Source organism: Dactylosporangium sp. CA-233914, assembly GCF_050942935.1.
Classification (GTDB): Bacteria; Actinomycetota; Actinomycetes; order Mycobacteriales; family Micromonosporaceae; genus Dactylosporangium.
Genome location: NZ_CP192030.1, coordinates 7385438 through 7409943, shown reverse-complemented (window position 1 = coordinate 7409943; position 24506 = coordinate 7385438). Strand labels below are relative to the sequence as shown.

20 protein-coding genes and 1 CRISPR repeat array are annotated in these 24506 nt (G+C 70.4%); of the genes, 15 read left to right on the top strand and 5 right to left on the bottom strand.

The genetic code is table 11. The features are described 5' to 3' along the window. Positions 1-121: 121 nt before the first annotated feature. Positions 122-907 carry an AfsR/SARP family transcriptional regulator gene (locus ACQPY0_RS33275; protein WP_432969456.1) on the bottom strand — a complete coding sequence of 262 codons (786 nt, stop codon included), beginning with the start codon at positions 905-907 and terminating at the stop codon, positions 122-124. A gap of 280 nt (positions 908-1187) precedes the next feature. Beyond that, on the bottom strand, positions 1188-2672 hold the full coding sequence (locus ACQPY0_RS33270) for a flavin-containing monooxygenase (RefSeq protein WP_432969453.1): 1485 nt from the start codon (positions 2670-2672) through the stop codon (positions 1188-1190). A 159-nt stretch (positions 2673-2831) separates the two neighbouring features. Between ACQPY0_RS33270 and ACQPY0_RS33265 the strand changes: the two genes are divergently transcribed. Genes ACQPY0_RS33265 through ACQPY0_RS33245 form a run of 5 tightly spaced genes read left to right on the top strand, consistent with a single transcriptional unit; the run spans position 2832 to position 7098 of the window. Beyond that, positions 2832-3890 (top strand): ketoacyl-ACP synthase III family protein, encoded by a 1059-nt coding sequence (locus tag ACQPY0_RS33265; protein ID WP_432969450.1) that lies wholly within the window; start codon positions 2832-2834, stop codon positions 3888-3890. Between the two features lie 36 nt (positions 3891-3926). Continuing rightward, complete coding sequence (locus ACQPY0_RS33260) at positions 3927-5129, top strand: cytochrome P450 (RefSeq protein ID WP_432969447.1); 1203 nt, start codon at positions 3927-3929, stop codon at positions 5127-5129. A 30-nt stretch (positions 5130-5159) separates the two neighbouring features. Further along, positions 5160-6044, top strand: coding sequence for a diiron oxygenase (locus ACQPY0_RS33255; RefSeq protein ID WP_432969444.1), 885 nt, complete (start codon positions 5160-5162; stop codon positions 6042-6044). Continuing rightward, positions 6041-6877 (top strand): hypothetical protein, encoded by an 837-nt coding sequence (locus ACQPY0_RS33250; protein WP_432969441.1) that lies wholly within the window; start codon positions 6041-6043, stop codon positions 6875-6877. Before ACQPY0_RS33255 ends, ACQPY0_RS33250 begins: the two co-directional genes overlap by 4 nt. Continuing rightward, the gene (locus ACQPY0_RS33245; RefSeq protein ID WP_432969438.1) at positions 6874-7098 is read left to right on the top strand and encodes a hypothetical protein; all 225 of its coding nucleotides are present in this window, start codon (positions 6874-6876) and stop codon (positions 7096-7098) included. The genes ACQPY0_RS33250 and ACQPY0_RS33245 overlap by 4 nt, the downstream gene beginning before the upstream one ends. 36 nt (positions 7099-7134) lie before the next feature. Here the strand turns inward: ACQPY0_RS33245 and ACQPY0_RS33240 are convergent, their stop codons facing one another. Together ACQPY0_RS33240 and ACQPY0_RS33235 are read right to left on the bottom strand one after the other, a co-directional pair. Further along, positions 7135-7791, bottom strand: coding sequence for a 4'-phosphopantetheinyl transferase family protein (locus ACQPY0_RS33240; RefSeq protein ID WP_432969435.1), 657 nt, complete (start codon positions 7789-7791; stop codon positions 7135-7137). A gap of 472 nt (positions 7792-8263) precedes the next feature. After that, positions 8264-8534: a CRISPR direct-repeat array (repeat unit 27 nt; unit sequence TGCTCCCCGCGCACGCGGGGATGGTCC). 441 nt (positions 8535-8975) lie between these two features. Beyond that, complete coding sequence (locus ACQPY0_RS33235) at positions 8976-11048, bottom strand: N-6 DNA methylase (protein WP_432969432.1); 2073 nt, start codon at positions 11046-11048, stop codon at positions 8976-8978. Between the two features lie 256 nt (positions 11049-11304). Between ACQPY0_RS33235 and ACQPY0_RS33230 the strand changes: the two genes are divergently transcribed. Further along, positions 11305-12021 carry a hypothetical protein gene (locus ACQPY0_RS33230; protein WP_432969429.1) on the top strand — a complete coding sequence of 239 codons (717 nt, stop codon included), beginning with the start codon at positions 11305-11307 and terminating at the stop codon, positions 12019-12021. Here the strand turns inward: ACQPY0_RS33230 and ACQPY0_RS33225 are convergent. Then, positions 11983-13224: a serine/threonine-protein kinase gene (locus ACQPY0_RS33225; RefSeq protein WP_432969426.1), complete on the bottom strand. Its 1242-nt coding sequence runs from the start codon at positions 13222-13224 to the stop codon at positions 11983-11985. The genes ACQPY0_RS33230 and ACQPY0_RS33225 overlap by 39 nt on opposite strands. 175 nt (positions 13225-13399) lie before the next feature. On the opposite strand from ACQPY0_RS33225, the gene ACQPY0_RS33220 reads away from it, so the two are divergent. The 9 genes from ACQPY0_RS33220 (at position 13400) to cas2e (ending at position 24330) form a co-directional block, all read left to right on the top strand. Further along, positions 13400-15523: a UvrD-helicase domain-containing protein gene (locus ACQPY0_RS33220; protein WP_432969423.1), complete on the top strand. Its 2124-nt coding sequence runs from the start codon at positions 13400-13402 to the stop codon at positions 15521-15523. After that, a complete protein-coding gene (gene cas3, locus ACQPY0_RS33215) occupies positions 15520-18342 on the top strand; it encodes a CRISPR-associated helicase Cas3' (RefSeq protein ID WP_432969421.1) in 2823 nt (940 codons plus the stop codon). Before ACQPY0_RS33220 ends, cas3 begins: the two co-directional genes overlap by 4 nt. Before the next feature lie 29 nt (positions 18343-18371). Next, positions 18372-20030: a type I-E CRISPR-associated protein Cse1/CasA gene (gene casA / locus ACQPY0_RS33210; RefSeq protein WP_432969418.1), complete on the top strand. Its 1659-nt coding sequence runs from the start codon at positions 18372-18374 to the stop codon at positions 20028-20030. After that, the gene (casB, locus tag ACQPY0_RS33205; protein ID WP_432969415.1) at positions 20027-20695 is read left to right on the top strand and encodes a type I-E CRISPR-associated protein Cse2/CasB; all 669 of its coding nucleotides are present in this window, start codon (positions 20027-20029) and stop codon (positions 20693-20695) included. The genes casA and casB overlap by 4 nt, the downstream gene beginning before the upstream one ends. Next, complete coding sequence (gene cas7e, locus ACQPY0_RS33200; RefSeq protein ID WP_432969412.1) at positions 20692-21816, top strand: type I-E CRISPR-associated protein Cas7/Cse4/CasC; 1125 nt, start codon at positions 20692-20694, stop codon at positions 21814-21816. The genes casB and cas7e overlap by 4 nt, the downstream gene beginning before the upstream one ends. Then, a complete protein-coding gene (cas5e, locus tag ACQPY0_RS33195; RefSeq protein WP_432969409.1) occupies positions 21813-22514 on the top strand; it encodes a type I-E CRISPR-associated protein Cas5/CasD in 702 nt (233 codons plus the stop codon). Before cas7e ends, cas5e begins: the two co-directional genes overlap by 4 nt. 2 nt (positions 22515-22516) lie before the next feature. Further along, on the top strand, positions 22517-23191 hold the full coding sequence (gene cas6e, locus ACQPY0_RS33190) for a type I-E CRISPR-associated protein Cas6/Cse3/CasE (RefSeq protein WP_432969406.1): 675 nt from the start codon (positions 22517-22519) through the stop codon (positions 23189-23191). 15 nt (positions 23192-23206) lie between these two features. Continuing rightward, positions 23207-23701 carry a CRISPR-associated endonuclease Cas1 gene (locus tag ACQPY0_RS33185; protein ID WP_432969403.1) on the top strand — a complete coding sequence of 165 codons (495 nt, stop codon included), beginning with the start codon at positions 23207-23209 and terminating at the stop codon, positions 23699-23701. A gap of 257 nt (positions 23702-23958) precedes the next feature. Beyond that, positions 23959-24330: a type I-E CRISPR-associated endoribonuclease Cas2e gene (gene cas2e / locus ACQPY0_RS33180; protein ID WP_432969400.1), complete on the top strand. Its 372-nt coding sequence runs from the start codon at positions 23959-23961 to the stop codon at positions 24328-24330. Positions 24331-24506 lie beyond the last annotated feature (176 nt).

Genomic DNA, 24506 nt, shown 5'->3' with positions numbered 1-24506 from the left:
TTCCTGTCACCCGGCGCGGATCACGTGGAATTTCGACGCTCGGGGCGATGCTCACGGCGTCTCGCGGATTGAATATCGCCGGGCCGTCCCGCGCTGCGCCGGACGGTCGCCCGGATCGCGATCAACTCACGCCGGATACCAGCATCACGCCCGGGCGCTCCAGCCGCGCATCTCCGAGCAGGATCGCGTGTTGTAATTCCCGCAGTGCGTTTCCGGGCTCGAGGCCCAATTCGTCGACCAGGGTCTGCCGTGCGTTCTGGTACACGCGCAGCGCGTCGGCCCGCCGGTCGGCGAGGTACAAGGCCAGCATCAGTTGCTGGTGAAATCGCTCCCGCAGCGGATGTGCTTCGGTCAGCGCGTACAGCTCCGGAATGGTGTGCGGGGCCCGCCCCAAGGCGATCGTCGCGTCGATGAGATATTCCGTGCAGGCCAGTTTGGCCTCCTCGAACCAGGCCACGAACGTGGAGATGCTCGGGCTTTCCCGCAGGTCGCTCAGCACCGGCCCGCGGCAGCGGGCGAGGGCGCTTTCGAACGCCTCGGCCGCCAGTTCGTAGGCCTCGCGCCGGATGTGCTCCTGACCTGCCCGGACGTCCTGCTCGAACAGGTCGACGTCCACCTCGGCGGATCCCTTGGACAGCATGTAGCCGCCGGCCGACGTCTGAATGTGGCCCCTGTTTCCGTTGCCCCACAGAAAGCGGCGCAGTTGCGAGATGTACACGTGGATGGCCGCATTCGCCCGGCGCGGCATTTTGGTCGGCCACAGCTCCGCGAAGATCTGCTCGGTCGTCACCACCTGATTGATTCGCAAAATCAGGATCGTCAGCAGCGTATTGATCTTTCGAGCCTTCGGCTGCAGAACCTGGCTGTCGTGGATGACCTGCAGTGGGCCGAGGATCTCATACCTCATAGCAACCTCCCCGCCTTCTCTATGAGGTTTACCCATGACGCGACGCACTCCGAGTGGTATCGGCTACGTCGCTGATACCGCCCGAGGCGGAAGTCTTGGCGTGATCGGCTCTGGCCGCAATATCGATGAGCAGCGATCTGTATCGGACACTAACACACGCTGTGGCCGGGATCGAGGTTCTTAGTTTTCAGAATCTATCGAGTGTCTGACGTTTCGACGACCCGTTGCCCACCCTTCGGTCGTGCAGCGCACCGAGCGGGGAGGTAGCCGCTCGGCGTGCTCACCGCGGCGAGGCCGCCGCCGGGACCGGTGTCCCCGTGCCGAACCGCATCGCCTCGTCGAGCCGCCCCCGCCGCAGCGTCACGGCGTCCACGAGGTAGTTCGCGGGCATCCGGTACGGATGCCGGTCGCCCTGCCTCGGGAACTCGTGGATGGTCCGCCGCACGTACCCGGCGGCGAAGTCCAGCAGCGGCCCGGTGCCCACCGACGCGTCGCTCTGCGGGGCGCAGTGCACGTAGCCGCGCTTGCCCATGTAGGCCAGCAGCCGGCACACGTACTGGCTGACCAGCTCGACCTTGAGGGTGTACGACGCGTTCGTGTACCCGGCCATGAACGCGAAGTTGGGCACGTCCGTCAGCATCATGCCCTTGTAGGCCACGGTCCGCGGGAAGTCGACCTCGCGCCCGTCGACGTACAGCCGCGCACCGCCGAACGGCAGCAGCCTCAGCCCCGTCGCCGTGACCACCACGTCGGCGGGCACGTCCGCACCCGACGCCAGCCGCACCCCGTCCGCGGTGAAGGTCTCGATCTCGCCGGTCACGACCGAGACCGCGCCCCGGCCGATGGCCGCGAAGAGATCGCCGTCCGGCGCCACGCACATGCGCTGGTCCCACGGGTTGTAGCGGGGCGTGAAGTGCGTGCCGATGTCGTAGCCCGGCGGCAGCTGCTCCGCGAGCTTTTTGCGCAGCCGCTGCTTCACCAGCTCCGGCCGGCGCCGGCTGAGCTGGTAGCTCGCGCTCTGCGCCAGCACGTTCTTCCAGCGCACGATCGCGTACGCGACCCGCTCCGGCAGCACCCGGCGCAGCCGGGGCAGCAGCTTCTCCTCGCTGGGCAATGACACGACATAGGTGGGGGAGCGCTGGAGCATGGTCACGTGGGCCGCGCTGCCGGCCAGCGCCGGCGCGAGCGTGATCGCCGTGGCGCCGCTGCCGATGACGACAACGCGCTTGCCCGCGTAGTCGAGGTCCTCCGGCCAGTGCTGCGGGTGCACGACGCGGCCGCGGAAGTCCTCGATGCCGGGGAACTGCGGCGCGTGACCGGCGTCGTAGCGGTAGTAGCCGGCGCACGAGAACAGGAAGCCGCAGGTCATGCGTACCGTCTCGCCCGTGTCGACGCGGTGGGCGACGACGCTCCAGCGGGAATCGGCGCTGGACCACTCGGCGCGCAGGACCCGGTGGTTGAAGCGGACCGACTCGTCGACGCCGTACTCACGGGCGGTGTCGCGCACGTAGCGCAGGATCGACCCGCCGTCGGCGATCGCGGTCGCGCCGCGCCACGGCCGGAACCGGTAGCCGAGCGTGAACATGTCCGAGTCCGATCGCACGCCCGGGTAGCGGAACAGGTCCCATGTCCCGCCGATCGCGTCCCGCGCCTCGAGGATGGCGATCGTCTTGGCGGGCAGGGCGCGGCGCAGACGGCAGGCTGCGCCGATGCCCGCCAGGCCCGCACCGATGATGAGGACGTCGACGTGGTCGGGTGAGGTCATCGCGGCAGCTCCGGTCCGGCACGGCGGGATTGGTAAGGGAGCAGCGTGACACCGGCCGCTTATTCCCACCTGAAGCGGCTGGTCCCGGCGGTGCGCACGGCGGGCTTAGCCCGAATTAAGGGCGGCTCCCTAGCATCGCGTCCATCAGCGACGGAGGCGATGTCGATGTTATGGGATGAGCTGTACATCGCCGGGGTCGGCGCGTTCCTGCCGCCCCCGGTGAGCACGGACGTGGCGGTCGCTGCCGGGCACATCACCGACCGGCACAGCAGGGAGCTCGGGTACACCTCGGTGCTCGTCTCCGACGGGCCGGCGCCCGCGGAGATGGCGGTCGCGGCGGGCCGGGCGGCGGTGGCCCAGTCGGGGCTGGCCCCGGCCGAGTTCGGCCAGGTGCTGCACAGCACCACGTGGTTCCAGGGCCGCATGATGTGGCCGACGGCCACCTACGTGGCGAACGAGACGCTCGGCACCGCCGTGCCCGGGGTCGAGCTGCAGCAGCGGTGCAACGGCGGCATGGCCTCGCTGGAACTCGGGGCGGCCTTCCTCGCCGGCCGGACCCGGGGCAGCGCGGTGCTGCTGACCACCGGCGACCGCTTCAGCGAGCCCGCCATCAACCGGTGGAACTCGCACAGCCGCACGTTCTTCGGCGACGGCGGCACCGCGATGGTGCTCGCCCGCGGCGGCGGGTTCGCCCGGGTGCTGTCCACCGTCACCCTGACCGACAACCTCTTCGAGGGCGCGGCCCGCGGTACCGCTGCGTTCGACGAATGCCCGCCACCGCCGGAGGAGACCATCAACCTGGCCGCCCGGCACAAGGAGTTCATCGTCGGCAAGAACCCGGTGGAGATCCTCCCGCGGATCCGGACCGTCCTGACCAGCACGTGGCAGACGGTGCTCGCCGAATGCGACGCCAAGATGGACGACGTGCGGCGGGTGATCGAGCCCGCCTCCCACTCCGGCGCATCCGACGACGAGTTCGCCGCCAGCTACGGGTGCCCCCTGGCGAAGAGCACCTGGGAGTTCGGCCGGACCACCGGCCACCTCGGCAGCGGCGACCAGTTCGCCGGCCTCGACTTCCTCGTCCGTACCAAGCAGGTCGCCGAGGGTGACCTGGTCCTGCTGATCGGCGGCGGCACCGGGTACACCTGCACCGCCGCGCTCATCGAGATCCAGGCCGTGCCGGACCCCGTCCCGGCCGGGCCGCCCGCGCCCAACTGACCGGCGACGAACACTGATCACGAAAGGTCGCGGCACATGACTTCGACGCAGCACAGCGCACCCGCCTACCCGTTCGGCGCGTACGAGCGGCTGGACCTGCACCCCCGCTACGGCGAGCTGCGCAGCACCGAGCCGGTGGCCCGGGTCGCCATGCCCTACGGCGGCGAGTGCTGGCTCGTGACCGGATACCAGGAGGCCCGCGTCGTCTTCGCCGACCCCCGGTTCAGCCGCGCCGCCACCGTGGGCCGCGAGGACGTCGCGCGCCTCACCCCGCAGCCGCTGTCCGCGCGATCGCTGCTGGGCATGGACCCGCCCGAGCACACCAGGCTCCGCAGGCTCGTCGCCAAGGCGTTCACCCTGCGGCAGGTCGAGCGCCTCCGCCCGCGCGCCCAGGAGATCGTGGACGGCCTGCTCGACACGATGGAAGCGGGCGGTCAGCCCGCCGACGTGGCCTCGACCCTCGCCTGGCCGCTGCCGGTCACCGTCATCTGCGAACTGCTCGGCGTGCCCACCGACGACCGTAACCGGTTCCTCGCCTGGACCGAGCAGTCGCTGTCACCGTCGGCGGCCGGCGTGCAGGACGTGGCCGCCGCCCTCGCCGAGCTGCACAAGTACATGGGCGAGCTCGTGGACGCCCGCAGCGGGGAGCCCGGCGACGACCTGCTCGGCGAGCTGATCAAGGCGCGGGACGAAGGGGACCGGCTCACCCACCCCGAACTGGTCGAGTTCGGAGTCGTCCTGCTCGTCGCCGGGTACCGCACGACGGCGAACCAGGTCGGCAACATGCTGTTCACCCTGCTGTCCCAGCCGCAGCTGTGGCAGCAGCTGCTCGACGACCGCACGCTGGTGCCCCGCGCCGTCGACGAGCTGCTCCGGCACATCCCGCTGACCGTCGGTACCACGTTCCCCCGCGTCGCCACCGAGGACGTCGAGCTCGGCGGCAAGCTCATCAAGGCGGGCGACACCGTCGCCGTGCACCACCACGTCGCCAGCCGGGACGAGTCGGTGTTCGACCGCGGCGACGAGATCGACCTCGGCCGCGCGCACAACCCCCACCTGGCCTTCGGGCACGGGCCGCACCACTGCGTGGGGGCCTCGCTGGCGCGGATGGAGCTCGGCGTCGCGCTCGACACCCTCCTGCGGCGGTTCCCCGGACTGCGCCTCGCGGTGCCCGCCGACGAGGTGCCCTGGCAGGAAGGGCTCATCCGCGGGGTCAAGCAACTGCCCGTGCGGTGGTAGCCGCAGCCCCGTCCGATCGCGAAGGTGGAGATGTCGACCATCGTTTTCGACCAAGAATTCCGGCGCGTCGCCAAGCAGTTGGTCGACGCGGCCGTCGACGACTACTACAACCCGTACAAGACCTTCGACTGGCCCGGCACGATCGATGTCGGCGACGGGCTGTGGCTGTCCGCGGACCTGATGACCGTGGCCGGCACCGACGCGGCCCGCACACTCGAGCGTGACACGCTGCGCGAGCTGTCGAAGTGGGAGAGCATCCATTTCTACAGCCTCAACGTGCACGGCATCCGCGAACTGCTGCAGGAGGTCGTCGCCCGGGTCCAGACGGACGGCTTCCTCGACGCCACCGAGTTCTTCCACCACTTCATCGGTGAAGAGAACGAGCACATGTGGTTCTTCGCCGAGTTCTGCCACCGCTACGGCGGCAAGGTGTACCCGGCCATGAACATGCCCTTCCCGCAGGTCGAGCGCACGCCGCTGGGCCACGCCTTCGTGGTGTTCAGCCGGATCCTGGTGTTCGAGCAGATCGTCGACCACTTCAACAAGCGGATGGGCGGCGACCCGGACCTGCACCCGACCATCCAGGCGATCAACCGGATCCACCACCAGGACGAGTCCCGGCACATCGCCTTCGGGGCGCAGATGGTCCGCGTACTGTTCCGCGAACTGCAGCGGCAGGGGACACCGGAGGAGGTCGAAGACGTGAAGCAGTACGTCCGCCGCTATGTCGACGCGTCGATCGCGTCGCTCTACAACCCGGCGGTGTACGCCGACGCGGGCATCGCCGACCCGCTCGGCTTCCGGCGCAGCCTGCTGGCCGACGCCGCACGCGTCGGCGCCCACCGCCAGATCCTGCGGCGGACCCAGGACGTGTTCGGCCGGCTGGGTGTGCTCCCCGCGGCGGTGACGTCATGACCGCGCGTGGGCCGGTCGAGCTGGCCACCGGCGCCGTCGTCCTCAGCGGCGCCCACGCCGATCTGTTCCTCCACGTCGACCGGGCGTTCGCCGCGCTCGCCGCCGAAGTGGGCGCGGACAACGTCGTGCCCGCCGGCCTGGTCGCGGACAAGCTGCTGGAGCGGATCGACTACTTCCGCAACTTCCCGCATCTGGGGCTCGGGACGTACCGGTTCGCGCCGGACGCCCTCGACGGGCTCGCCCAGGGCGACCGGCCCGGCGGCCCGCCGATCAAGCCCACCGGCGACTTCCTGCCGTCCGCCACCTGCTACTCCGTGTTCGGCGCCCTGGACGGGCAGGAGCTCGACGCGCCCCGCACGTACAGCGCCGTCGGCCGCTGCTACCGCAACGAGGCCGCCTACGACGGCCTGTCCCGCCTCCACTCGTTCACCATGCGCGAGATCGTCTACGTCGGCGACGCGCCGGGGGCGGACGCGTTCCGTGCGCGGTTCCAGGAGCGGGTTCTGGCGCTGGCGTCCCGCTGGGGTGTCCCGCTGCAGCGGCAGGCAGCCTCCGACCCGTTCTTCCTCAAGGACTCCCGAGCCCTGCTGACCGCGCTCGACCCGGTGAAATGGGAGCTCGTCGACGACGCCGGCGTCGCCGTCGCCTCGCTCAACAAGCACCGCAACTTCTTCGGCGAGCGGCTCGGCATCACCGTCGCCGGCGACCACGCCGTCACCAGCTGCACGGCCTTCGGCCTCGAGCGGTGGGTTGGGGCGCTCACCCGCGTGCACGGCACCCCGTCGGACGCGCTCCACCATCTGACCACCGCCCGAACGGAGGAGGCTGTATGAGCGGCCAGTCCATGGAAACCGTGCGCAGCTGGCTCAAGGAGCACGCCGAGGGCGTCGACGACGACACCGACCTGATCGAGAGCCGGATCGTCGACTCCATGACGTTCATCGAGTTCGTGTACGTTATCCAGGCCGCCTCCGGCCAGCAGTTCGAGCTTGACGCGGTCACCCTGGAGGACCTGCGCACACTGAAGCGGGTGGAGGCCCGGTTCTTCTCCTGACCGCCGGCGCCGCGGCGCACGCCCCGTCCTGCCCGGCTACGCCGCGTCGCTCGCGATCGCGGTGACGACGAGGCCGGCCCGGACCATCCAGCGGCCGGTGAAGCCGGTCAGCCCCACGCCGTTGACCACGGGACCCGGCACCAGGAGACGGGCGGTGAAGCCACCCCGCTCCGGGTCGACGGTGATGTCCGCGTCCTCGAACCCCAGCCAGCGCCCGGCCAGCGGGAACCACGCCTTGTAGACGCTCTCCTTCGCGCTGAACAGCAGCCGGTCCCAGTGCACCGCCGGGTGCGCGGCACACAGCGCGGCCAACCGCCGCCGCTCCTGCGGCAGCGTGACCGCCGACAGCACGCCGTCCGGCAACGCGGCGTGCGGCTCGGCGTCGATGCCGATGGTGCGCAGGTCCGTGGCACGGGCCAGCGCGGCGGCCCGATAGCCGTCACAGTGGGTCATGCTGCCGACCACACCGTCCGGCCACCGCGGCGCGCCGGAGGCCCCTGGCAGCACCGGTACCGCGGGCAGGCTCAGCCCGGCCAACGCCCGGCGGGCGCACAGCCGCGCCGTGCGAAACTCCCGCCGCCGCTTGTCCACCGACCGGGCGATCACCGCCTCCTCCTCCGGAAACAGGTCGCCCTCGACATCGCCGAACACCTCGGACACGACGACGCGGGAGGGCAGAATCTCCTCGATCACGTAGGCCCCGGGCGCAATCGAATGCTCACAATGCGCCAGGCTACCTGTTCAGTCCGTAGTTATCGATGCCGGTTGGCATGCGTCGTTCGTCACCCACGCCAGCCGGCTCAGGCGGTCGCCGCCGGTGAAGCAGTGCGGGCGGCAGGTCGAGCAGGCCGGCGACCTGCAGGCGGCCCGGGATGACCAACACGCCGATCCATCATGCGCCGGGAAACGCCCAAGCGGCGGCTCGACTGAGCAACCGCGACGGCGCCGGCCCCGGCGCAATCTCGCACTATCCCGTCGGTACTCGGCCGCGACGATCCTGCATTGCCCGGAACCGCGTGGGTCGAGTCAGACACCATGCATACTTTGTTCGAGGAAAGCTGATACGTTGCAGTCGGGCAGCGTGGAGGGCCCGCCCTCTCAAGTTCCGTCGAAGAAGTGAATAGAAACGGGCAAGTGGATCTTCATTGGTCCAGGTCGACAAGTATGCTCCCCGCGCACGCGGGGATGGTCCCGAGGCGTGGCGGGACGGGGTCGTGCCCGGGTCGTGCTCCCCGCGCACGCGGGGATGGTCCTAAAGTGGTTCAATGGGAAGGCCCAAGCGGCTGGTGCTCCCCGCACACGCGGGGATGGTCCCCCGGCGTCGATGGCCGCAACCAGGGTGGTCGCGTGCTCCCCGCGCACGCGGGGATGGTCCCCCGGAGCGGACGGTCGCCCGTGCGACGTACGCATGCTCCCCGCGCACGCGGGGATGGTCCCCGGCGCCGCAGGTACTTCTCCAGGCCAGGGTCGTGCTCCCACGGACGCGGGATGGTCCCTCGGGCGGGATGGTTTGGGTGTGCCAGTTGCCGTGCCCCCGCGTACGCAGGGAAGGTCCCAGCACCCACGGCGCCGGCTGGTCGTACGCGCCGTGCTCCCGGCGCACGCGGGGAATGGTTCGCTGGTGCTGCTGCCCCCGATCATGCGGATACCGTGCTCCCCGTGCACGCCTGGGTAGTCCCGGACCGTGAAAGCGTCCGTACTTGCTCGAGTGCTTCCCGTGTGCACGCGGCCATGGTCTCTGGAAACTGGATGACGTTGGAACGGCACGAGGAGGCTGTCCGGGCGGTTTCTCCGTGCGCGTGGAGGTACCCGGGCGTGGATTGTGGCTTCTGCGCGTTGCTCGGAGGTCGTCTATGCCGAACCGAATGTGTCGGGGGCTAGGTTGTCGACGTTCGTTTCGGTCGGCGGGTGGTCGAAGTGTGGTTGTCGACGACTGTGAGGATGCCTGCGGCCAGGGCTTCGCCGATCTCGCGTGTCAGGACGGCGCCGGTCGCTGCGGCTTGTTCGAGCTTGCCACGGAGCTCCGCGAGTCGTTGGAACGCCTGCCCGTACGTCTGCTGCTCCTGGATGCTGAGCACCGCAATGGTGAGGCGCTTGAGGTCGACGCGGAGCGATCCGCCGCTGAGGCTGGACGTGCGGGTCGTGACGCGCAGGTTGTCGCCGCGTGCCAGGAGGCCGGCCACGAACCAGGGGTCGAACAGAGCGGGGTCGATCCGCAGTGCCTGGACGCTCGGGCCGAGCTGGGCGCCGATCTGTTCGGGCGTGGCCACGCGCGCGATGATCTCGCGGGACAGGACGGGGATGAGGATGTCTCCGATCTGGACCCGGTCCAGGTCCGCGCGGTCATGTTCGCCGGGCCCGGTCGGACCCGTGCCGGAGGCGACGTCGGTCGCTGTGAGCGCCGCGTTCTCGACGACAGGTTCGTTTGGCCGGCCTCTGGGCGCTGGGCGCAGGATCGTCATGCTTCCGGCACGGACGAGGTCGGCGAGGTTCGCCTGTGGGGCGGTGCGCAGCGCGGCGCTCGTCGTTCGTTGGACCGCAGGCAGCAGTGTCTGGATGCGGGTGAGCAACCGCCCGAGCTCGTCGATTCCGGCCATGGTCCGATCGGGGTCCACGGCCTGTTCGGGCTGTGGAGGTAGGTAGCGCTGGGGGGTCAGGTCGACCTGATCGTTGAGGACGGCGATGGCGGGCACGGCGATGTGCACGCCGGGCATGTCGGTGTGCCGCCCGGTCCGGTGGTCGTGCCAGGCGGTTGTGACGAGGTCGGCGAGCGGCTGGCCGGTGCCGGCGGCATCGATGAACAGCAGCCGGTCGGTTGCTGGCTGGTGTTCGTCGGGCTGGACAAGAACCCAGATGTGCAGGCCGATGCCGGCCGGTGGCATCAGGCCGGCCGGGAGAGCGACGACGGCGCGTAGGGCGCCGCGGCGGACCAACTCGGCGCGGATGCGGCGGCCGGCGGGGCGGAGGGCGGCGGCCGGCGGCATGAGAACGACGGCGGTGCCGCCGGGGGAGAGATGGGCCAGTGCGTGCTGGACCCAGGCCAGTTCCGCTTCGGTGCGTGGCGGCATGCCGTAGACCCAGCGGGGGTCGTAGGCGAGCCGGTCGTGGCCCCAGTCGTGGATGCCGAACGGGAAGTTCGCCACGACGACGTCGGCTCGGGTGTCCGGGTAGGCGTCGGCGAGCAGGCTGTCGCCGACCTGCAGGATGGGCGGTGGGGCGTGTTCGGCACGCCGGTGGACGAACCGGAGGCGGATCAGGGCGATCAGCGCATAGTCCGGTCTGATCTCTTGACCGAGGCATTGTGTGGTTAGGGCCTGGTCGGCGGCGATGCGCAGGATCGAGCCGGTGCCGCAGGTGAAGTCGAGGATACGTTCGCCGCGCCCCGCGATGCCGAGCATCACCGCGGCGACGGTGTCCGCGGTGGTGGCCAGGCCGGACATGGACTGGGCCGAGGTGACGTACCGCTGGTGCAGGTATTCGAACGCCGCTTCCGGATCCTGTTCGCGTGCCAGCGTGTCGACGGCCTGCAGGAGCGTGGTCAGGTGTGGGCTCCACCGCGCGGGCAGGATCCGGCCGGTCAGTGCGGCGAGGTCGGGGTCGATGGCGCGCAGCCGGGCAGCGAGCTGTTTCGGGGTGACCAGGCCGCCGGTGGCCGGGCCGGCGAGCAGGTAGGCACCGGCGATGCCGAGGGCGTCGCCGATCTGCGCCGCCGGTTGGTAACTCTCGATGTGTCGCCAGGCCAGCTGTTCGGTGCTGGCCTGGTGCAGCTTGCCCTGCCGGTGCAGCCACTGCTCCACCTCGTACGCGTTGAAGCTGGGGCTGGCCGGGGTTCCGCCGACCGGGGCGGGGAAGTCCGCGTATCGGCGGCGCCAGTTGCTGACCGCTGCGCGGCCGACGCCGGCCAGCTTGGCGATGCCGCTGGCGGTGAGGGTGCTCCGGTCGTCGATCACCCGTGAACACTATCATGCAGGATATGTTTGTGGTTGCAGTTCACAGAGCTATCGTGTTGAGTGTCTCTGGGGACAGCAGCCAACCGGGAGGGGTCGTGGCACGCCGCGGACGCAGCACCACCATCGGCAAGTTCGCCAAGTTCGAGCACGACCGCCGGGTTTCCGAGATCCGGATCCTCGGCGAGCTACTGCGCGGCGAGCGGCGCCCGACGCCGCCGGTGTCGTACCGACGACTGAAGGAGGACCATGAACACAATTGTTCGTACCAGCCCTGCCAGCTCCCGCACCGGCATTCGAGCCCGTCACGTTCCTAGCTGACGGCGTCCGCAGGTTCACCCGCCGCACCCGCGACACCGTGCCGTACGAACGGGTCCGGCTCGACCCCGTCGTGGGCGCCGCCATCGCGGACGCCTACGCAGCCGCTCCGGGGCGTGATCCGCGGGCGTTCGACGCCTATGCCGCACTGTGTGCCCAGACGCTGCGGCAGTACCAGTTCCTGATCGGCCGGACCGAGTTCGGCGGGCTGGGCGTCACCGTGCAGGTCGTTGACGAGGACCCGTACCACCACGCCGCGGCGATGCTGGAGGACCTGGGTGAACGGCGGCTCCGCGTGTTCGCCAGTGCGGCCGGCGGCAACCCGCATCCGTATCTCAGCGACGGCGAGAACGACATGTTCCGCGCGGTGCACGACGCGTTCGGTCATGCCGCCAGCGGCCGTGGATTCGACCCGCACGGTGAGGAGGCCGCCTGGCTCAAACACGGCCGGATGTACTCCCCGCTGGCCCGCCGCGCGCTGGCGACCGAGATCCGCGGGCAGACCTGTGCCCTGACGTTCCGCGGCGGCGGCCGGTTCCCGCAGCAGAAGGCCGTCCTGCTGCCGCGCCGGTTCAGCGACCCGCGGTCGGTGTGCATCGATCGCGGGTCGCCCCGCTGGTCAGCCGGCGGAGCGCAGCCGCTCGATCTCGTCGGCTAGCTGCCGAACCAACGCGCCGTCCGGATCGGCGGTGGGCGGCAGTTGGCTGAGCAGTTCGTTGAGCAGCGACAGCGCGCGGTCGGGCTCGCCGGCGGACTCGTGGGCCCGGGCGATCTGCAGCGTGGTGGCGACCACGAGCGGATGGCTGTTGCCGTACTCGCGACTTTGCCAGCGGGCGAGCTCCCGCCATCGGCGGGCGGCGAGCCGAAATTCGCCACGGGCGGCCAAGCGCTGGGCATCGGCAGCCACGCGTTGCGGGTCGAACGGATCTGGCCGGTTCAAGGTCGTGGTTGTTGGGGCCGGCTGCCGGCCGACCACGGCGGCATATGCGCGTACTGCGTCGACGCCGTCAGTGACGAAGGCGGGCATCGGCGGCAGCGCCGCGGCATGTTCGACGAGGGCGTCGTAGACGTCGGTGGCGCTGGCCGGGCGGTCGTCCGGCTGTTCGGCCAGCAGGGCGTGGACCAGGTCGTCGAGCGCATCCGGGATGTCCGAGCGCATCCGCGACGGCCGGGGCGGCGGCTCGAACAGCTGGCGTTGCAGCAGGATCGCCGTGGTGACCTCGTCGAACGGCGGCTCGCCGGTGAGCAGGTGGAACAGGATGCCGCCCAGGCCGTACAGGTCCGTGCGGTGGTCGACCGGCGTGCCGTTGATCTGCTCGGGCGCCATGTACCCGAGGGTGCCGAGGCTTTCGCCGGTCCGGGTGATCCGGGAGTAGCGCTGGTCGCCGTGCATCGCGGCGAGCCCGAAGTCGATGACCTTCACGGCGCCGCTCGGTTCCAGCATGACGTTGCCGGGTTTCAGATCGCGGTGCACGAGGCCGAGCTGTTCCGCGGCGATGAGAACACTGCTGATCTGTGCGCCGACGGCGCATACCCACGGGATTGGCAGCGGCCCCTCACCGTCGACCACGACGTCCAAGGCGTCACCGGTGATGTGCTGCAGGATGAGAAACGGGCGGCCCTTGTGCTGGCCGAGGTCGAAGACGGCGGGCACGCCGGGATGGTTCAGCCGTGCGGTGAGCTGCGCCTCGCGCCGGAACCGGCGCATGAGACCGACGTCCATGGAGCCACCGACCACTTTGACGACCACAGCCCGGTCGAGCAGCGTGTCCCGGGCCGGCCAGACCTCGCTCATGCCGTCGTGCGGAAACGGCAGGCGGTCGACCTGGTACCGGCCGTTGAGCAGCTCATGCGCCAGCACGGCAACGAGTCTAGCGACGTCGCGGCGACAGCCGGAATCGGCGGTTCGTTCGGATCACTATCCATCGGCCGCTCGTTCGTGAACTAGATCCATAATGGATTTGCTTGAAGTCATAGTTCACAATATCCTGACCGCTGCCGATGCGCGGGGCCGACGACCTGGGGGAGGGGACGGCATGGCCGAACTGGCCATCGATGCGGAGTTCCTACGCCGCTACGCCGAACTCGAGCGTCCGGTGCAGCACGCGGTGATGGCGGCCATCCGGAAGTTCGCCGAGCACACACACGCCGGAGCCCACCTCGAGAAGCTGACCGGCGCGCGCGACCCCAACGTGCGCACCATCCGGATCACGCGGTTCTGGCGCGGCGTCGTCGTCGCCCTCGGCGGTGCGCGATACATGCTCAAGGACGTCCTGCCGCACGACGACGCCAACGCGTACGCGCTCAGCCGGACCTTCACGGTCAATCAGGCCCTCGGTGTCCTGGAGGTCCGCGACCAGGCCGGCATCGAGAACTTCGCCCGCACCCTGCCGGACGAGCCTCCCGGCGAGGCGCTGTTCGATCAGGCGTCCAACGCCGAGCTCAAGCGCCTGGGCATCGACCCGGACCTGATCCCGCTCCTTCGGCGGATCAACAACGAGCAGCAGCTGGATGCTCTCTGCGCACGCCTGCCCGAAATCCAGTCCAGGGTCCTCACCGGGCTCGCGTCCGGCATGTCCGCCACCGAGGTCTGGGCCGAACTCGCCGACCAGATTCTCGCCGGCCGCGACGTCGGCGAGGTCGACCCCAACGACCTGACCGCCGCGGCCCGGCGAACCCCCGACCGCATCGCGTTCGTGTCCGGGCCGGTGGAGCTGGTCGCCATCCTGTCGCACCCGTTCGATCTATGGCGGGTCTTCCTGCACCCGATCCAGCACGACGTCGCCTACCGCGAGACCTACGCCGGTCCCGCCCTGGTCACCGGCAGCGCCGGCACCGGCAAGACCGTCACCGGCCTGCACCGCGCCGTCTTCCTCGCCGGCCGGCTCCCCGACGACGGCTCCAAAGTCCTGCTCACCACCTTCACCCGCGCCCTCGCCGACGCCCTCGACCGGCAGCTGTACCGCCTGACCGACGACCCGGCGGTGCGGGCCCGCATCACCGTCATCAGCGTCGACCGACTCGCCTACGACATCGTCGCCCGAACCCGGAAGGTCACCGTCGCCGCCGACGACATCCTTGACCCGCTGTGGGCCGACGCCGCCGTGAGCCGGGCCGGCCGGTTCAGCCGGTTCAGCGGGGCCTTCCTGCGGCGGGAATGGGAACAGGTCATCCTGGCGCGGCAGCTCACCAACGCCGAGGAGTACCGGACAACGGCGCGCGCCGGCCGCGGCGAGGCACTCCGCGGGGCCCAGCGCGACCAGGTGTGGAACGCGATCCAACACGTCGTCGACCAGCTCGCCCGACGCCGCCTGCGCACCCATACCCAGCTCGCCGACGAGGCCGCCGAGATCGTCAGCCGCGGCCCCGCACCGTACCGCCATGTCGTCGTGGACGAGGCGCAGGACCTGCACCCCGCGCAGTGGCGGCTCCTGCGAGGCCTGGTCGCCCCGGGCCCCAACGACCTGTTCCTGCTCGCCGACCCGTACCAGCGCATCTACGACAACCGAGTGTCGCTGGCACAGCTCGGCATCCACATCCGCGGCCGCGCCCGCCGGCTCACCGTCAACTACCGCACCACCCACGAGATCCTCGGCTACTCGGTCCAGGTCCTGGGCGGCCAGACCACCGTCGGCCTCGACGACGAGTACGACACCCTGCGTGGCTACCACGCCGTCACCCACGGCGGTGCCCCAGCGCTCACCGGGCACGCCGCCCGCGACGACGAGATCGACGCGCTTATCGAGCGGGTCGGCACCTGGATCGAGCAGGACGTCGAACCGCACGCGATCGGTGTCGCCGCCCGCACCACCGCCCTCGTCACCACGATCAGCACCGCCCTGCGCGAGGCGTACATCGATGTCGCCGACGACCGCCGCGGCACCGACGGCGTGCGGGTCGCCACCATGCACCGCATGAAAGGCCTCGAATTTCGATGCCTGGCCGTCGTCGGCCTCGACGCCGGGGTCCTGCCCGCCCCCAACGCCGTGACCCCCGCCGCGGACGACGCCCACGCCCACGAACAGGACCTGCAGCGGGAACGCTGCCTGCTGTTCGTGGCCATGACCCGCGCCCGGGACGTGCTCTACCTGTCCCACACCGGCAACCCCAGCACGCTCCTGCCGACCATGGCCGGCGTAACAGAGGGAGCGAAGCGATGAACGGCCCGCGACTCAGCGACGCGGCCCGGTCCGTCTGGGGCAAGACCGACCGCACCGGCACATCACCGGTCGGCTGGCTGCCGTTGTGGCGGCACCTGGCCGACACCGCCGACGTCGCCGGCCAGCTCTGGGACCAGTGGCTCAGCACCGCCGTCCGCCGCCTCATCGCCGAGGAACTGCCCCGCGGCGACGCCGACGGTCGCACGCTCGCCGTCTGGCTCGCCGGCGTTCACGACGTCGGCAAAGCCACCCCGGCCTTCGCCATCCAGGCGCACGTCCATGCCGAACGCATGCGCTCGCACGGGCTCAGCTGTCACGCCGCACACATCAAGGCCGACCGGCACTTCGCCCCGCACGCCGTCGCCGGCCACGTCATCCTCGCCGACTGGCTGCGCGATCAGGGCTGGGAGGACCCGCATCCGTACGCGGTCGTCATCGGCGGCCACCACGGGGTCCCGCCCACACACCGCATGATCCTCGACGTGGAAGCCCGCCCGCACCTGTGCGGCGAGTCGGCCTGGCAGCACGTCCAGCGGGAGCTGCTGGCCTGGATGAGCGAGCGGACCGGGGCAGGTGACCGGCTCACCGATTGGCAGGGCGCGCGCCTGTCCCAGCCCGTCCAGGCCGCCCTGACCGGCCTCGTCATCGTCGCCGACTGGATCGCCAGCAATGAACACTTCTTCCCGTACCTGCTCGACCGCGACGACACCGGCCGCCTCGGCGACGGCTGGGATCTGCTGGACCTCCCGGCCCCGTGGCAACCGGCCGATCCGCCCGGTGACACCGATGCCCTGTTCGCTGCCCGCTTCGACCTGCCGCCCGGCGCCATACCACGGCCCGTGCAACGTACCGCCGCCGATCTCGCCGCAACCATGCCGACACCCGGCATGATGATCGTCGAAGCCGCGATGGGCGAGGGCAAGACAGAAGCAGCCCTCGCCGCCGTGGAGATCCTGGCCCGCCGCACCGGTGCATCCGGCTGCTACCTGGCGCTGCCGACGAGGGCTACCAGCGACGCCATGTTCGGCCGGATGCTCTCCTGGCTGCGCCGCCTGCCCGATGCACAGATCGGCCGCGGTGATCGTGACGTGCGCCTCGCGCACGGCAAGGCGGCGCTGAATCCCGAGTACGACCACCTGCGATACACGTCGCTGCCCAGCGGGATCGCCGAAGACGACGGCGGTGCCGACATCGGCGTGCACGCCTGGCTGGCCGGCGCGAAACGCACCATGCTGTCGAGCTTCGTCGTCGGTACCGTCGACCAGCTCCTCTTCGCCGCCCTCCGCGGCCGGCATCTCGTCCTGCGCCACCTCGGTCTGGCCGGCAAGATCGTCGTCATCGACGAGGCCCACGCCTACGACGTCTACATGGCCCAGTTCCTCGACCGTGCGCTGCAATGGCTCGGCGGCTACGGCGTCCCCGTCGTCGTGCTCTCCGCGACCCTGCCCGCCAAACGCCGCGCCGCGCTCATGGCCGCCTACGACCACGGCCGGCTCGGCCCACCACCCAAACGCACCTGGCGCGACCGCGGCAAGCCCGCCGTGGACCCGTACGCCGATCTCCACACCGACCTGCGCTACCCGCTCATCACCGTCTCCGGTCAGCAGCGCGGCGCCACCGCGACGAGCTGCGCCGACTCCGGCCGTAGCACCGAGATTCACGTGCAGCGCCTCGACGACGACCCGGCAGCCCTCGCCGACCTGCTCCGCGACCGGCTCACCGGCGGCGGCTGCGCACTCGTGGTCCGCAACACCGTCGCCCGGGTCCAGGAGACCGCAGACGCCCTGCGCGCGGCACTCGGCGCCGACACGCCGGTGTCCGTGGCGCACTCCCGGTTCATGGCAGTCGACCGGGCCGCCAAAGACCGATGGCTCCGCGCCACGTTCGGCCCGCCCGGCAGCGTGGTCCGCCCCGACCGGCACGTCGTCGTCGCCAGCCAGGTCGCCGAACAGTCCCTCGACATCGACTTCGACCTGCTTGTCACCGACCTGGCCCCGGTCGACCTGATCCTGCAGCGCATCGGCCGCCTCCACCGCCACCGGCGCGCCACCCGACCGGCCCGGATCGCCACCCCGACCTGCTGGATCACCGGAGCCGACTGGACCCAGGAGCCGCCGCAGCCGGTGCCCGGTTCGCGGCGTGTCTACCAGCCCGCGACCTTGCTGCGCGCCGCCGCGGTGCTGCTGCCGCACCTCGACGGTCGACCACTGCGCCTGCCGGCCGACATCGCACCACTCACCCAGACCGCCTACGGCGACGCGCCGCTCGGCCCGGCATCCTGGCAGCCCGCCATCGCCCAGGCCGACGAACATGCCCGCGACGAGACCAGCGACAAGGAAGCCAAGGCGGACGCCTTCCGGCTCGCCGAACCCGACAAGTCCGGCACAGCCCTGATCGACTGGCTCACCGGCGGCGTCGGCAACACCGACGACCGGGTCGCCCAGGGCCACGTCCGCGACACCGACGGCGAGTCACTCGAAGTGCTCCTCCTCATCCGTACCGCGGCGGGACTTCTCGTTCCACCGTGGATCGACGGCGGTGGCGTCATCGTGCCGACCGACAGCGAACCGCAGCGCTCGCTGCCCCGGCTGATCGCCCGCTGCACCCTGCCACTGCCCCGCATGATGAGCGCCGCCGACGTCATCGACACCGTCATCGCCGCCCTCGAATCCCGCGTCGACCTGCGTGCCTGGCAGTCCAACCCCTGGCTGGCCGGCGAGCTCGTCCTCGATATCGACGAGGACGGCCGCGCCACCGTCGGCGACTTCGACCTGCGTTACGACCAGCACGAAGGGCTGCGCGTCACCCGCGCCGTCTGAACCGACGCACAGCCAAGGAGGTGCCAACGATGACCAGTCCATCGCCACCAGCCGGATTCTGCCTGCTCGACGAGGCATGGATTCCGGTCCTCGACACAGCCGGACAGCGCCGCGACATCTCCGTGCGCGGCCTGTTCGCACAAGCCCACGCACTGCGCATGATCGCCTGCGAACTGCCCACCCAGACGTTCGCGATCATGCGGCTGGTCCTGGCGATCCTGCACCGTGCCACCAACGGGCCGGACGGCATCGACGGCTGGCAGGCACTGTGGCGGGACCGGCTGCTACCCCTGGCCGACATCACGGAGTACCTCGACGCCTTCCGCGACCGGTTCGACCTGTTCCATCCGCAGCAGCCGTTCTACCAGGTCGCCGACCTCCGCACCGCCAACGACCGGTCCTTCGGCCTGGAAGGGCTGATCGCCGACGTGCCCAACGGCGTCCAGTACCTGACCTCGCGGGCCGGATCGGGTCTTACGTCGATCTCGCCGGCCGAGGCCGCACGCTGGGTCGTGCATTGCCAGGCCTACGACCCATCCGGCATCAAGACCGGCGCCGTCGGCGACTCCCGGGCCAAGAACGGCAAGGTCTATCCTCTCGGCGTCGCGTCGGCCGGTCACCTCGGCGGCATCCACCTCGAGGGCGCAACGCTGCGCGAGACACTGCTGCTCAACCTGATCCCGGTCGGCCCCGGTTGGCAACGGGCTGACGAGGAGGACGCGCCGGTCTGGGAACTGCCACCGCACACCGCCGGCCCCGCCCAGACCCAGCGCGGGCTGCTGAGCCTCTACACCTGGCAGTCGCGGCGCATCCGGCTCTTCGGCGACCGTAACGCCATCACCGGCGCGATGATCTCCTATGGCGACCAGTTCGACTGGCAGGACCGGCACCTGCTGGAGCCGATGAGCGTCTGGGGCCGCAGCACCGCTCGAGAGAAACAGCAGAAGCAGATCCCCGTGTACATGCCCAGGCCGCACGACCACACCCGGGCCCTGTGGCGCGGCCTGCAAACCCTGCTACCACCTCGGATGGCAGCGAACGAACCGTCGCAGCGCCTGGCGCCAATAGTCCTGCGGTGGCTGGCCCAGCTCGCAGTCACCGGCGCGATCCCCAAAGACTTCCAGGTCCGCCCCCGCGCCACCAGCGTCACCTACGGAAACCAGCAGTCCGTGATCGACGAGGTGTACGGCGACGGGCTGACCATGAACGTCCTGGTGCTGGTCGAGGACTCGCCGTTGCGGACGATCGCGGTGGATGCCGCTGCCGACGCCGACGCCGCGGTACGGAACTTGCGCGCCCTCGCCGCCAACCTGCTCCGCGCCGCCGGCGGATCCGACACCGACGGAGCCGCCGGCCGGGCCGCGGAACAGGGATACGCCCGGCTCGACCAGCACTTCCGGCATTGGCTGGCCGGCCTCGGTCCGGACACCGACACCACCGCCGCCCGCCGGACCTGGCAACGCCGGGTCAAGCAGACGACCAGGCAGCTCGGCCGTGAACTCGTCGCCGCCGCCGGGCCGGCCGCCTGGGTCGGCCGGCTGCTGGAGGACCGCACCGGCAACCAGATCCACTACTGCAACTCCCAGGCCGAGGTGTGGTTCCACAACGGTCTGGCCCGGGCGCTGCCGATGGCCACCGACAGCGAAGAACCGCAGGACCGCGACCAGGCACAGGAGGTACGACCGTGACGACGGCAGCGACCGAATCCCCGCGAGTACCCTGGACCAGGCCCCGCGACCGGCTCGGCGACCACGTCGCGGCCACCGTCCGACGCCTCCAGGAACAGGTCCTGCGCCAGCCGCCCCGCCCCGAAGCGGTCAGCACCCTGGCCCGGCTGCGGCGCGCCGTCGGACAAGCTCCTGGCTTCGACTACACCCTGCACGCCGAACTCTCCGTACCGGACGACCTCCTCGGTCAGCGCCCAGCCGACGACACCGTCGCCGCCGACACCGAGTACGCCGTCCACGACGCGATCACCCTCTACGCCCTGCACCAGCAGTCGCGTCCCGGGCGCATGCACGTCAACGGCCGCGGACTCGGTCGAGCGCTCGCGAGCCTCGTCCGGACCAGCACCGGACCGGATGGCGTACGCCGCCGCTTCGCCGCCCTCGGCACCGCGAGCAGTTACCCCGAGAGCATCTACCACCTGCGCGGCCTCATCACCATGCTGCGTGAGCACCAGATCCCGTTGGACTACGGCCTGCTCGCCGGCGATCTGCGAACGCTGCGCCGCCCCGAGAACCGCCCCACCATCCAGGCCATCTGGGGCCGGGAGTTCTTCCGCGACCACCCCGGCCGCGCCGAGACCACCGACCGACCCGCCACCGACAGCCCGCAGGAGCGCCCCGTATGAACCGCACCATCATCGACGTACACGTGCTGCAGACCGTCCCGCCCAGCAACCTCAACCGCGACGACACCGGCTCACCCAAGACCGCCGTCTACGGCGGGGTCCGCCGCGCCCGGGTCTCCAGCCAGGCTTGGAAACGCGCAGTCCGGCTCGCATTCGCCGACCTGCTCGACCGCTCGCAACTCGGCGAGCGCACCAAACGGGTCGGCGAGTCCCTCGCCATCCGGATCAGGGCCCTCGACCCGGACCTGGACGCCGACACGGCCTCGGCCCTGGCCGCCAACGCCCTCGCCGCGGCCGGCCTGGCCAAGGCCGAGAAGAAGAAGGGCGAGACCAAGGACGCCGAATCCAGCTACCTGCTGTTCCTCAGCCATCGGCAGCTCGACACCATCGCAGCCGCCGTCGTCGAAGCCGCCCGCGCCGGCACCGCCGTCGACAAGGCGACGGTCAAGTCCCTGGCGAACACGGAGCACTCGGTCGACATCGCCATGTTCGGCCGCATGCTCGCCGACATGCCCGACATCAACGTCGATGCCGCCTGCCAGGTCGCGCACGCCATCAGCGTCCACGCCGTCGACACCGAGTTCGACTACTTCACCGCCGTCGACGACCGCAAGCACGACGCCGCCGAAACCGGCGCCGGCATGATCGGCACCATCGAGTTCAACTCCTCCACCCTCTACCGCTACGCCACCATCAACGTCGACGCCTTGTACAAGACCCTCGGTGATCCGGTCGCCACCCGCTGCGCCGTCGAGGCCTTCCTCACCGCATTCGCGCGCAGCGTGCCGACCGGCAAACAGAACACCTTCGCCCACCGCACCCTGCCCGACGCCGTGCTCGTCCGTATCCGCGACACCCAGCCCGTCAACCTCGTCGGCGCGTTCGAGACCCCCATCAAGGAAACCGACACCGCCGGCCGCGTCCGGCTCGCCGCCGCCGCGCTCGCCAAACACACCCGCGACGTCGAAGCGGCGTACGGCGAGCAACCGCTGCACAGCTGGGTCACCCAGGTCGGCGAGCACACCGCGGTCCTGGCCGACCTCGGCCGGTCCGTCCCGTTCCGCGACCTCGTCAGCGAGGTGGGCGAGCAGGTCGGTGCGGCACTCGGCCAGCCGGCATGAGCGTCCTGCTGCTGCGGCTCGCCGGCCCGATGCAAGCCTGGGGAGCCGGCAGCCGCTTCGCCCGCCGCGGCACCGAGATCGCACCAACCAAGAGCGGCGTCATCGGGCTGCTCGCCGCGGCCAAAGGCATCCGCCGCACCGACCCGCTCACCGACCTCCTCGGCCTCGAGTTCGGCGTCCGCCTCGACCAGCCCGGCCAGGTCATGCGCGACTTCCAGACCGCCCGCAGCCTGGACGGGCGCACCAGCGCACCGTTGACCTACCGGTTCTACCTGGCCGACGCCGCCTTCCTGGCCGCCGTCAGCGGCGACCGGAGCCTGCTCGACGGCCTCGACCAGGCACTGCGACGCCCGCATTTCCCGCTGTACCTCGGCCGGCGCAGCTGCCCACCGGTCGCCCCCGTCAGCCTCGGCGTCCACGACACCACCCTCGACGAGGCGTTGACCACCTGGCCGTGGCTCGCCGCCGACTGGCACCGCCGCCGAGCCAGGGGCATCGTGCACCTCGAAATCATCCGCGACGCCCGCCCCGGCGAGCCGATCGACGAGACGATCGCCGACGTGCCGATCAGCTTCGACCCGGCACACCGCCAACACACCTGGCGGGCCGTCCACCGCACCCACGTGCCGATCACCAACGACCGCAGCGAACGTACCGACGCTGCCGGACACGATCCGATGAGCCTGCTGGGAGGCTGATCATGTACCTCACCCGCTTCACCATCGACACCGCTCGTCGCGGCGCCCGGAAGCTTCTCGCCTCGCCCCACGCCATGCACGCTGCCGTCCGAGGTGCCTTCACCAGACCCGAAGACCACGACCGGCCCGGAGCCCGAACCCTCTGGCGGCTCGACACCACCGCCGACGGAACCGTACACCTCTACATCGTCAGCCCCGGCCGGCCCGACCTCACCCACCTCGCCGACCAGGCCGGCGACACCAGCCCAGGTACGGCCGAATCCTGGGCCACCCGCCCCTACGACGGCCTCCTCGCCTCCCTCAAGGCCGGCCAACGCTGGGCATTCCGGCTCACCGCCAACCCGACCCACAACGGCCGCAAAACCCCCGATGCCCCCGACACCCAACGCTTCGGCCGACTCCGACCCGCCGAGCAGACACAATGGCTGCTCGACCGCGGCAACCGCTGCGGCTTCGCCATCGCCGCCCAGCGCGACGGCGAACCGAACCTCAAGCTCCACCGCCGCCAGACCCACACCTTCAAACGCGGCACGGGAACCGTCACCCTCACCACGGCGACGTACGACGGCATCCTGGAAGTCATCGACCCGGACGCCTTCCGCCAGACCCTCAGCCAAGGCCTCGGCCACGCCAAAGCCTACGGCTGCGGACTGCTGACGATCGCCCCGGCGCCCTGACCGCACCAGGAAACCATGCAGATACCCGGAGTACCCCCGGCCGAACTGCCCGACCTGACCCGGGCCGAACCACTCCTCGCATGCGCCGCCATCCACCGCGACAGCAATGCCGTCACCGCCACGGACGACCGCGGCGTCCTCCACATCCCAGCCGCCACGATCGGCGTCCTGCTCCTCGGACCCGGCACCAGCATCACCCACCAGGCCATCGCCCTGCTCGCCGACCACGGCTCCACCGCCGTCCGGGTCGGCGAGCGGGGCGTACGCTACCACGCTCACGGCCGATCCCTCGCCGCATCCAGCCGGCTCCTGGTCGCCCAGGCCGCAGCCGTCAGCCACCGCGACCGCCGCCTCGCCGTCGCCCGCGCCATGTACGCCATGCGCTTCCCAGGAGAAGACACTACCGGCCTGACCATGCACGCCCGTGTCCGTCGCGCCTACGGCATCGTCCACACCGTCATCGTGGCCCTCGGCGCCGCTCCCGGACTCGGATTAGTCCACAGTGGATAACAACGAGCCTTCGTATACGACATCGCAGATCTCGACAAGGCTGAAATCACCATCCCGATTGCGTTCGACGTGGCGGCCAGCAACTCCACCGACATTGGCGCCGACACGCGCCGCGCGGTCCGCGACCGGGTCCACGACGGCGCCATCCTCAACCGCTGCGTCCGTGACATCCGCAACCTGTCTGAGCCTACGGGACGACAGTGGCCTTGAGATCGCCGCAGGGCAGAACCATGCCGGCATCAGGACATCGATTTCTGATGACGGTCATCCTCACCTCCTGCCCACCCGGCCTTCGCGGCCACCTCACACAATGGCTCCTGGAGTTCTCCGCCGGCGTGTACGTCGGCCACGTCAGCACCCGCGTCCGGCGCAGGCTCTGGGCACGAGTCATCGGCATGGCCGGCCCAGGACGCGCACTGATGGTCTACCAGATCAACGGCGAACAGCGTCTCTCTTTCGAAGCCCGCGATCATCACTGGACCCCAGTAGACCTAGACGGCATCACCCTGATGTGCCGCCCCAGCGAACCAGTGTTCAACGCGGCCATGCCAACGGGCTGGAGCAAGGCAGCACGCCGCCGATTCGGCCGCCGTCCGCGGTCGCCCACATCACGCTCCAAAGAGAAGTGATGAAAATTCCGCAAGTTGATCTACAACGCCGCAGGTCAACAAGTGTGCTCCCCGCGCACGCGGGGATGGTCCGACCGGATTCGCCGTACTCCTGTCCGGTCTCAAGTGCTCCCCGCGCACGCGGGGATGGTCCGGTCCCCGGAATCCCGCTCGCGTATCTCGTCGTGTGCTCCCCG

Coding starts and splice junctions, on each gene's coding strand:
- ACQPY0_RS33275 (WP_432969456.1), bottom strand. CDS start 907: ATGAGGTATGAGATCCTCGGCCCACTGCAGGTCATCCACGACAGCCAG.
- ACQPY0_RS33270 (WP_432969453.1), bottom strand. CDS start 2,672: ATGACCTCACCCGACCACGTCGACGTCCTCATCATCGGTGCGGGCCTG.
- ACQPY0_RS33265 (WP_432969450.1), top strand. CDS start 2,832: ATGTCGATGTTATGGGATGAGCTGTACATCGCCGGGGTCGGCGCGTTC.
- ACQPY0_RS33260 (WP_432969447.1), top strand. CDS start 3,927: ATGACTTCGACGCAGCACAGCGCACCCGCCTACCCGTTCGGCGCGTAC.
- ACQPY0_RS33255 (WP_432969444.1), top strand. CDS start 5,160: ATGTCGACCATCGTTTTCGACCAAGAATTCCGGCGCGTCGCCAAGCAG.
- ACQPY0_RS33250 (WP_432969441.1), top strand. CDS start 6,041: ATGACCGCGCGTGGGCCGGTCGAGCTGGCCACCGGCGCCGTCGTCCTC.
- ACQPY0_RS33245 (WP_432969438.1), top strand. CDS start 6,874: ATGAGCGGCCAGTCCATGGAAACCGTGCGCAGCTGGCTCAAGGAGCAC.
- ACQPY0_RS33220 (WP_432969423.1), top strand. CDS start 13,400: ATGGCCGAACTGGCCATCGATGCGGAGTTCCTACGCCGCTACGCCGAA.
- cas3 (WP_432969421.1), top strand. CDS start 15,520: ATGAACGGCCCGCGACTCAGCGACGCGGCCCGGTCCGTCTGGGGCAAG.
- casA (WP_432969418.1), top strand. CDS start 18,372: ATGACCAGTCCATCGCCACCAGCCGGATTCTGCCTGCTCGACGAGGCA.
- cas7e (WP_432969412.1), top strand. CDS start 20,692: ATGAACCGCACCATCATCGACGTACACGTGCTGCAGACCGTCCCGCCC.
- cas5e (WP_432969409.1), top strand. CDS start 21,813: ATGAGCGTCCTGCTGCTGCGGCTCGCCGGCCCGATGCAAGCCTGGGGA.
- cas6e (WP_432969406.1), top strand. CDS start 22,517: ATGTACCTCACCCGCTTCACCATCGACACCGCTCGTCGCGGCGCCCGG.
- ACQPY0_RS33185 (WP_432969403.1), top strand. CDS start 23,207: ATGCAGATACCCGGAGTACCCCCGGCCGAACTGCCCGACCTGACCCGG.
- cas2e (WP_432969400.1), top strand. CDS start 23,959: ATGACGGTCATCCTCACCTCCTGCCCACCCGGCCTTCGCGGCCACCTC.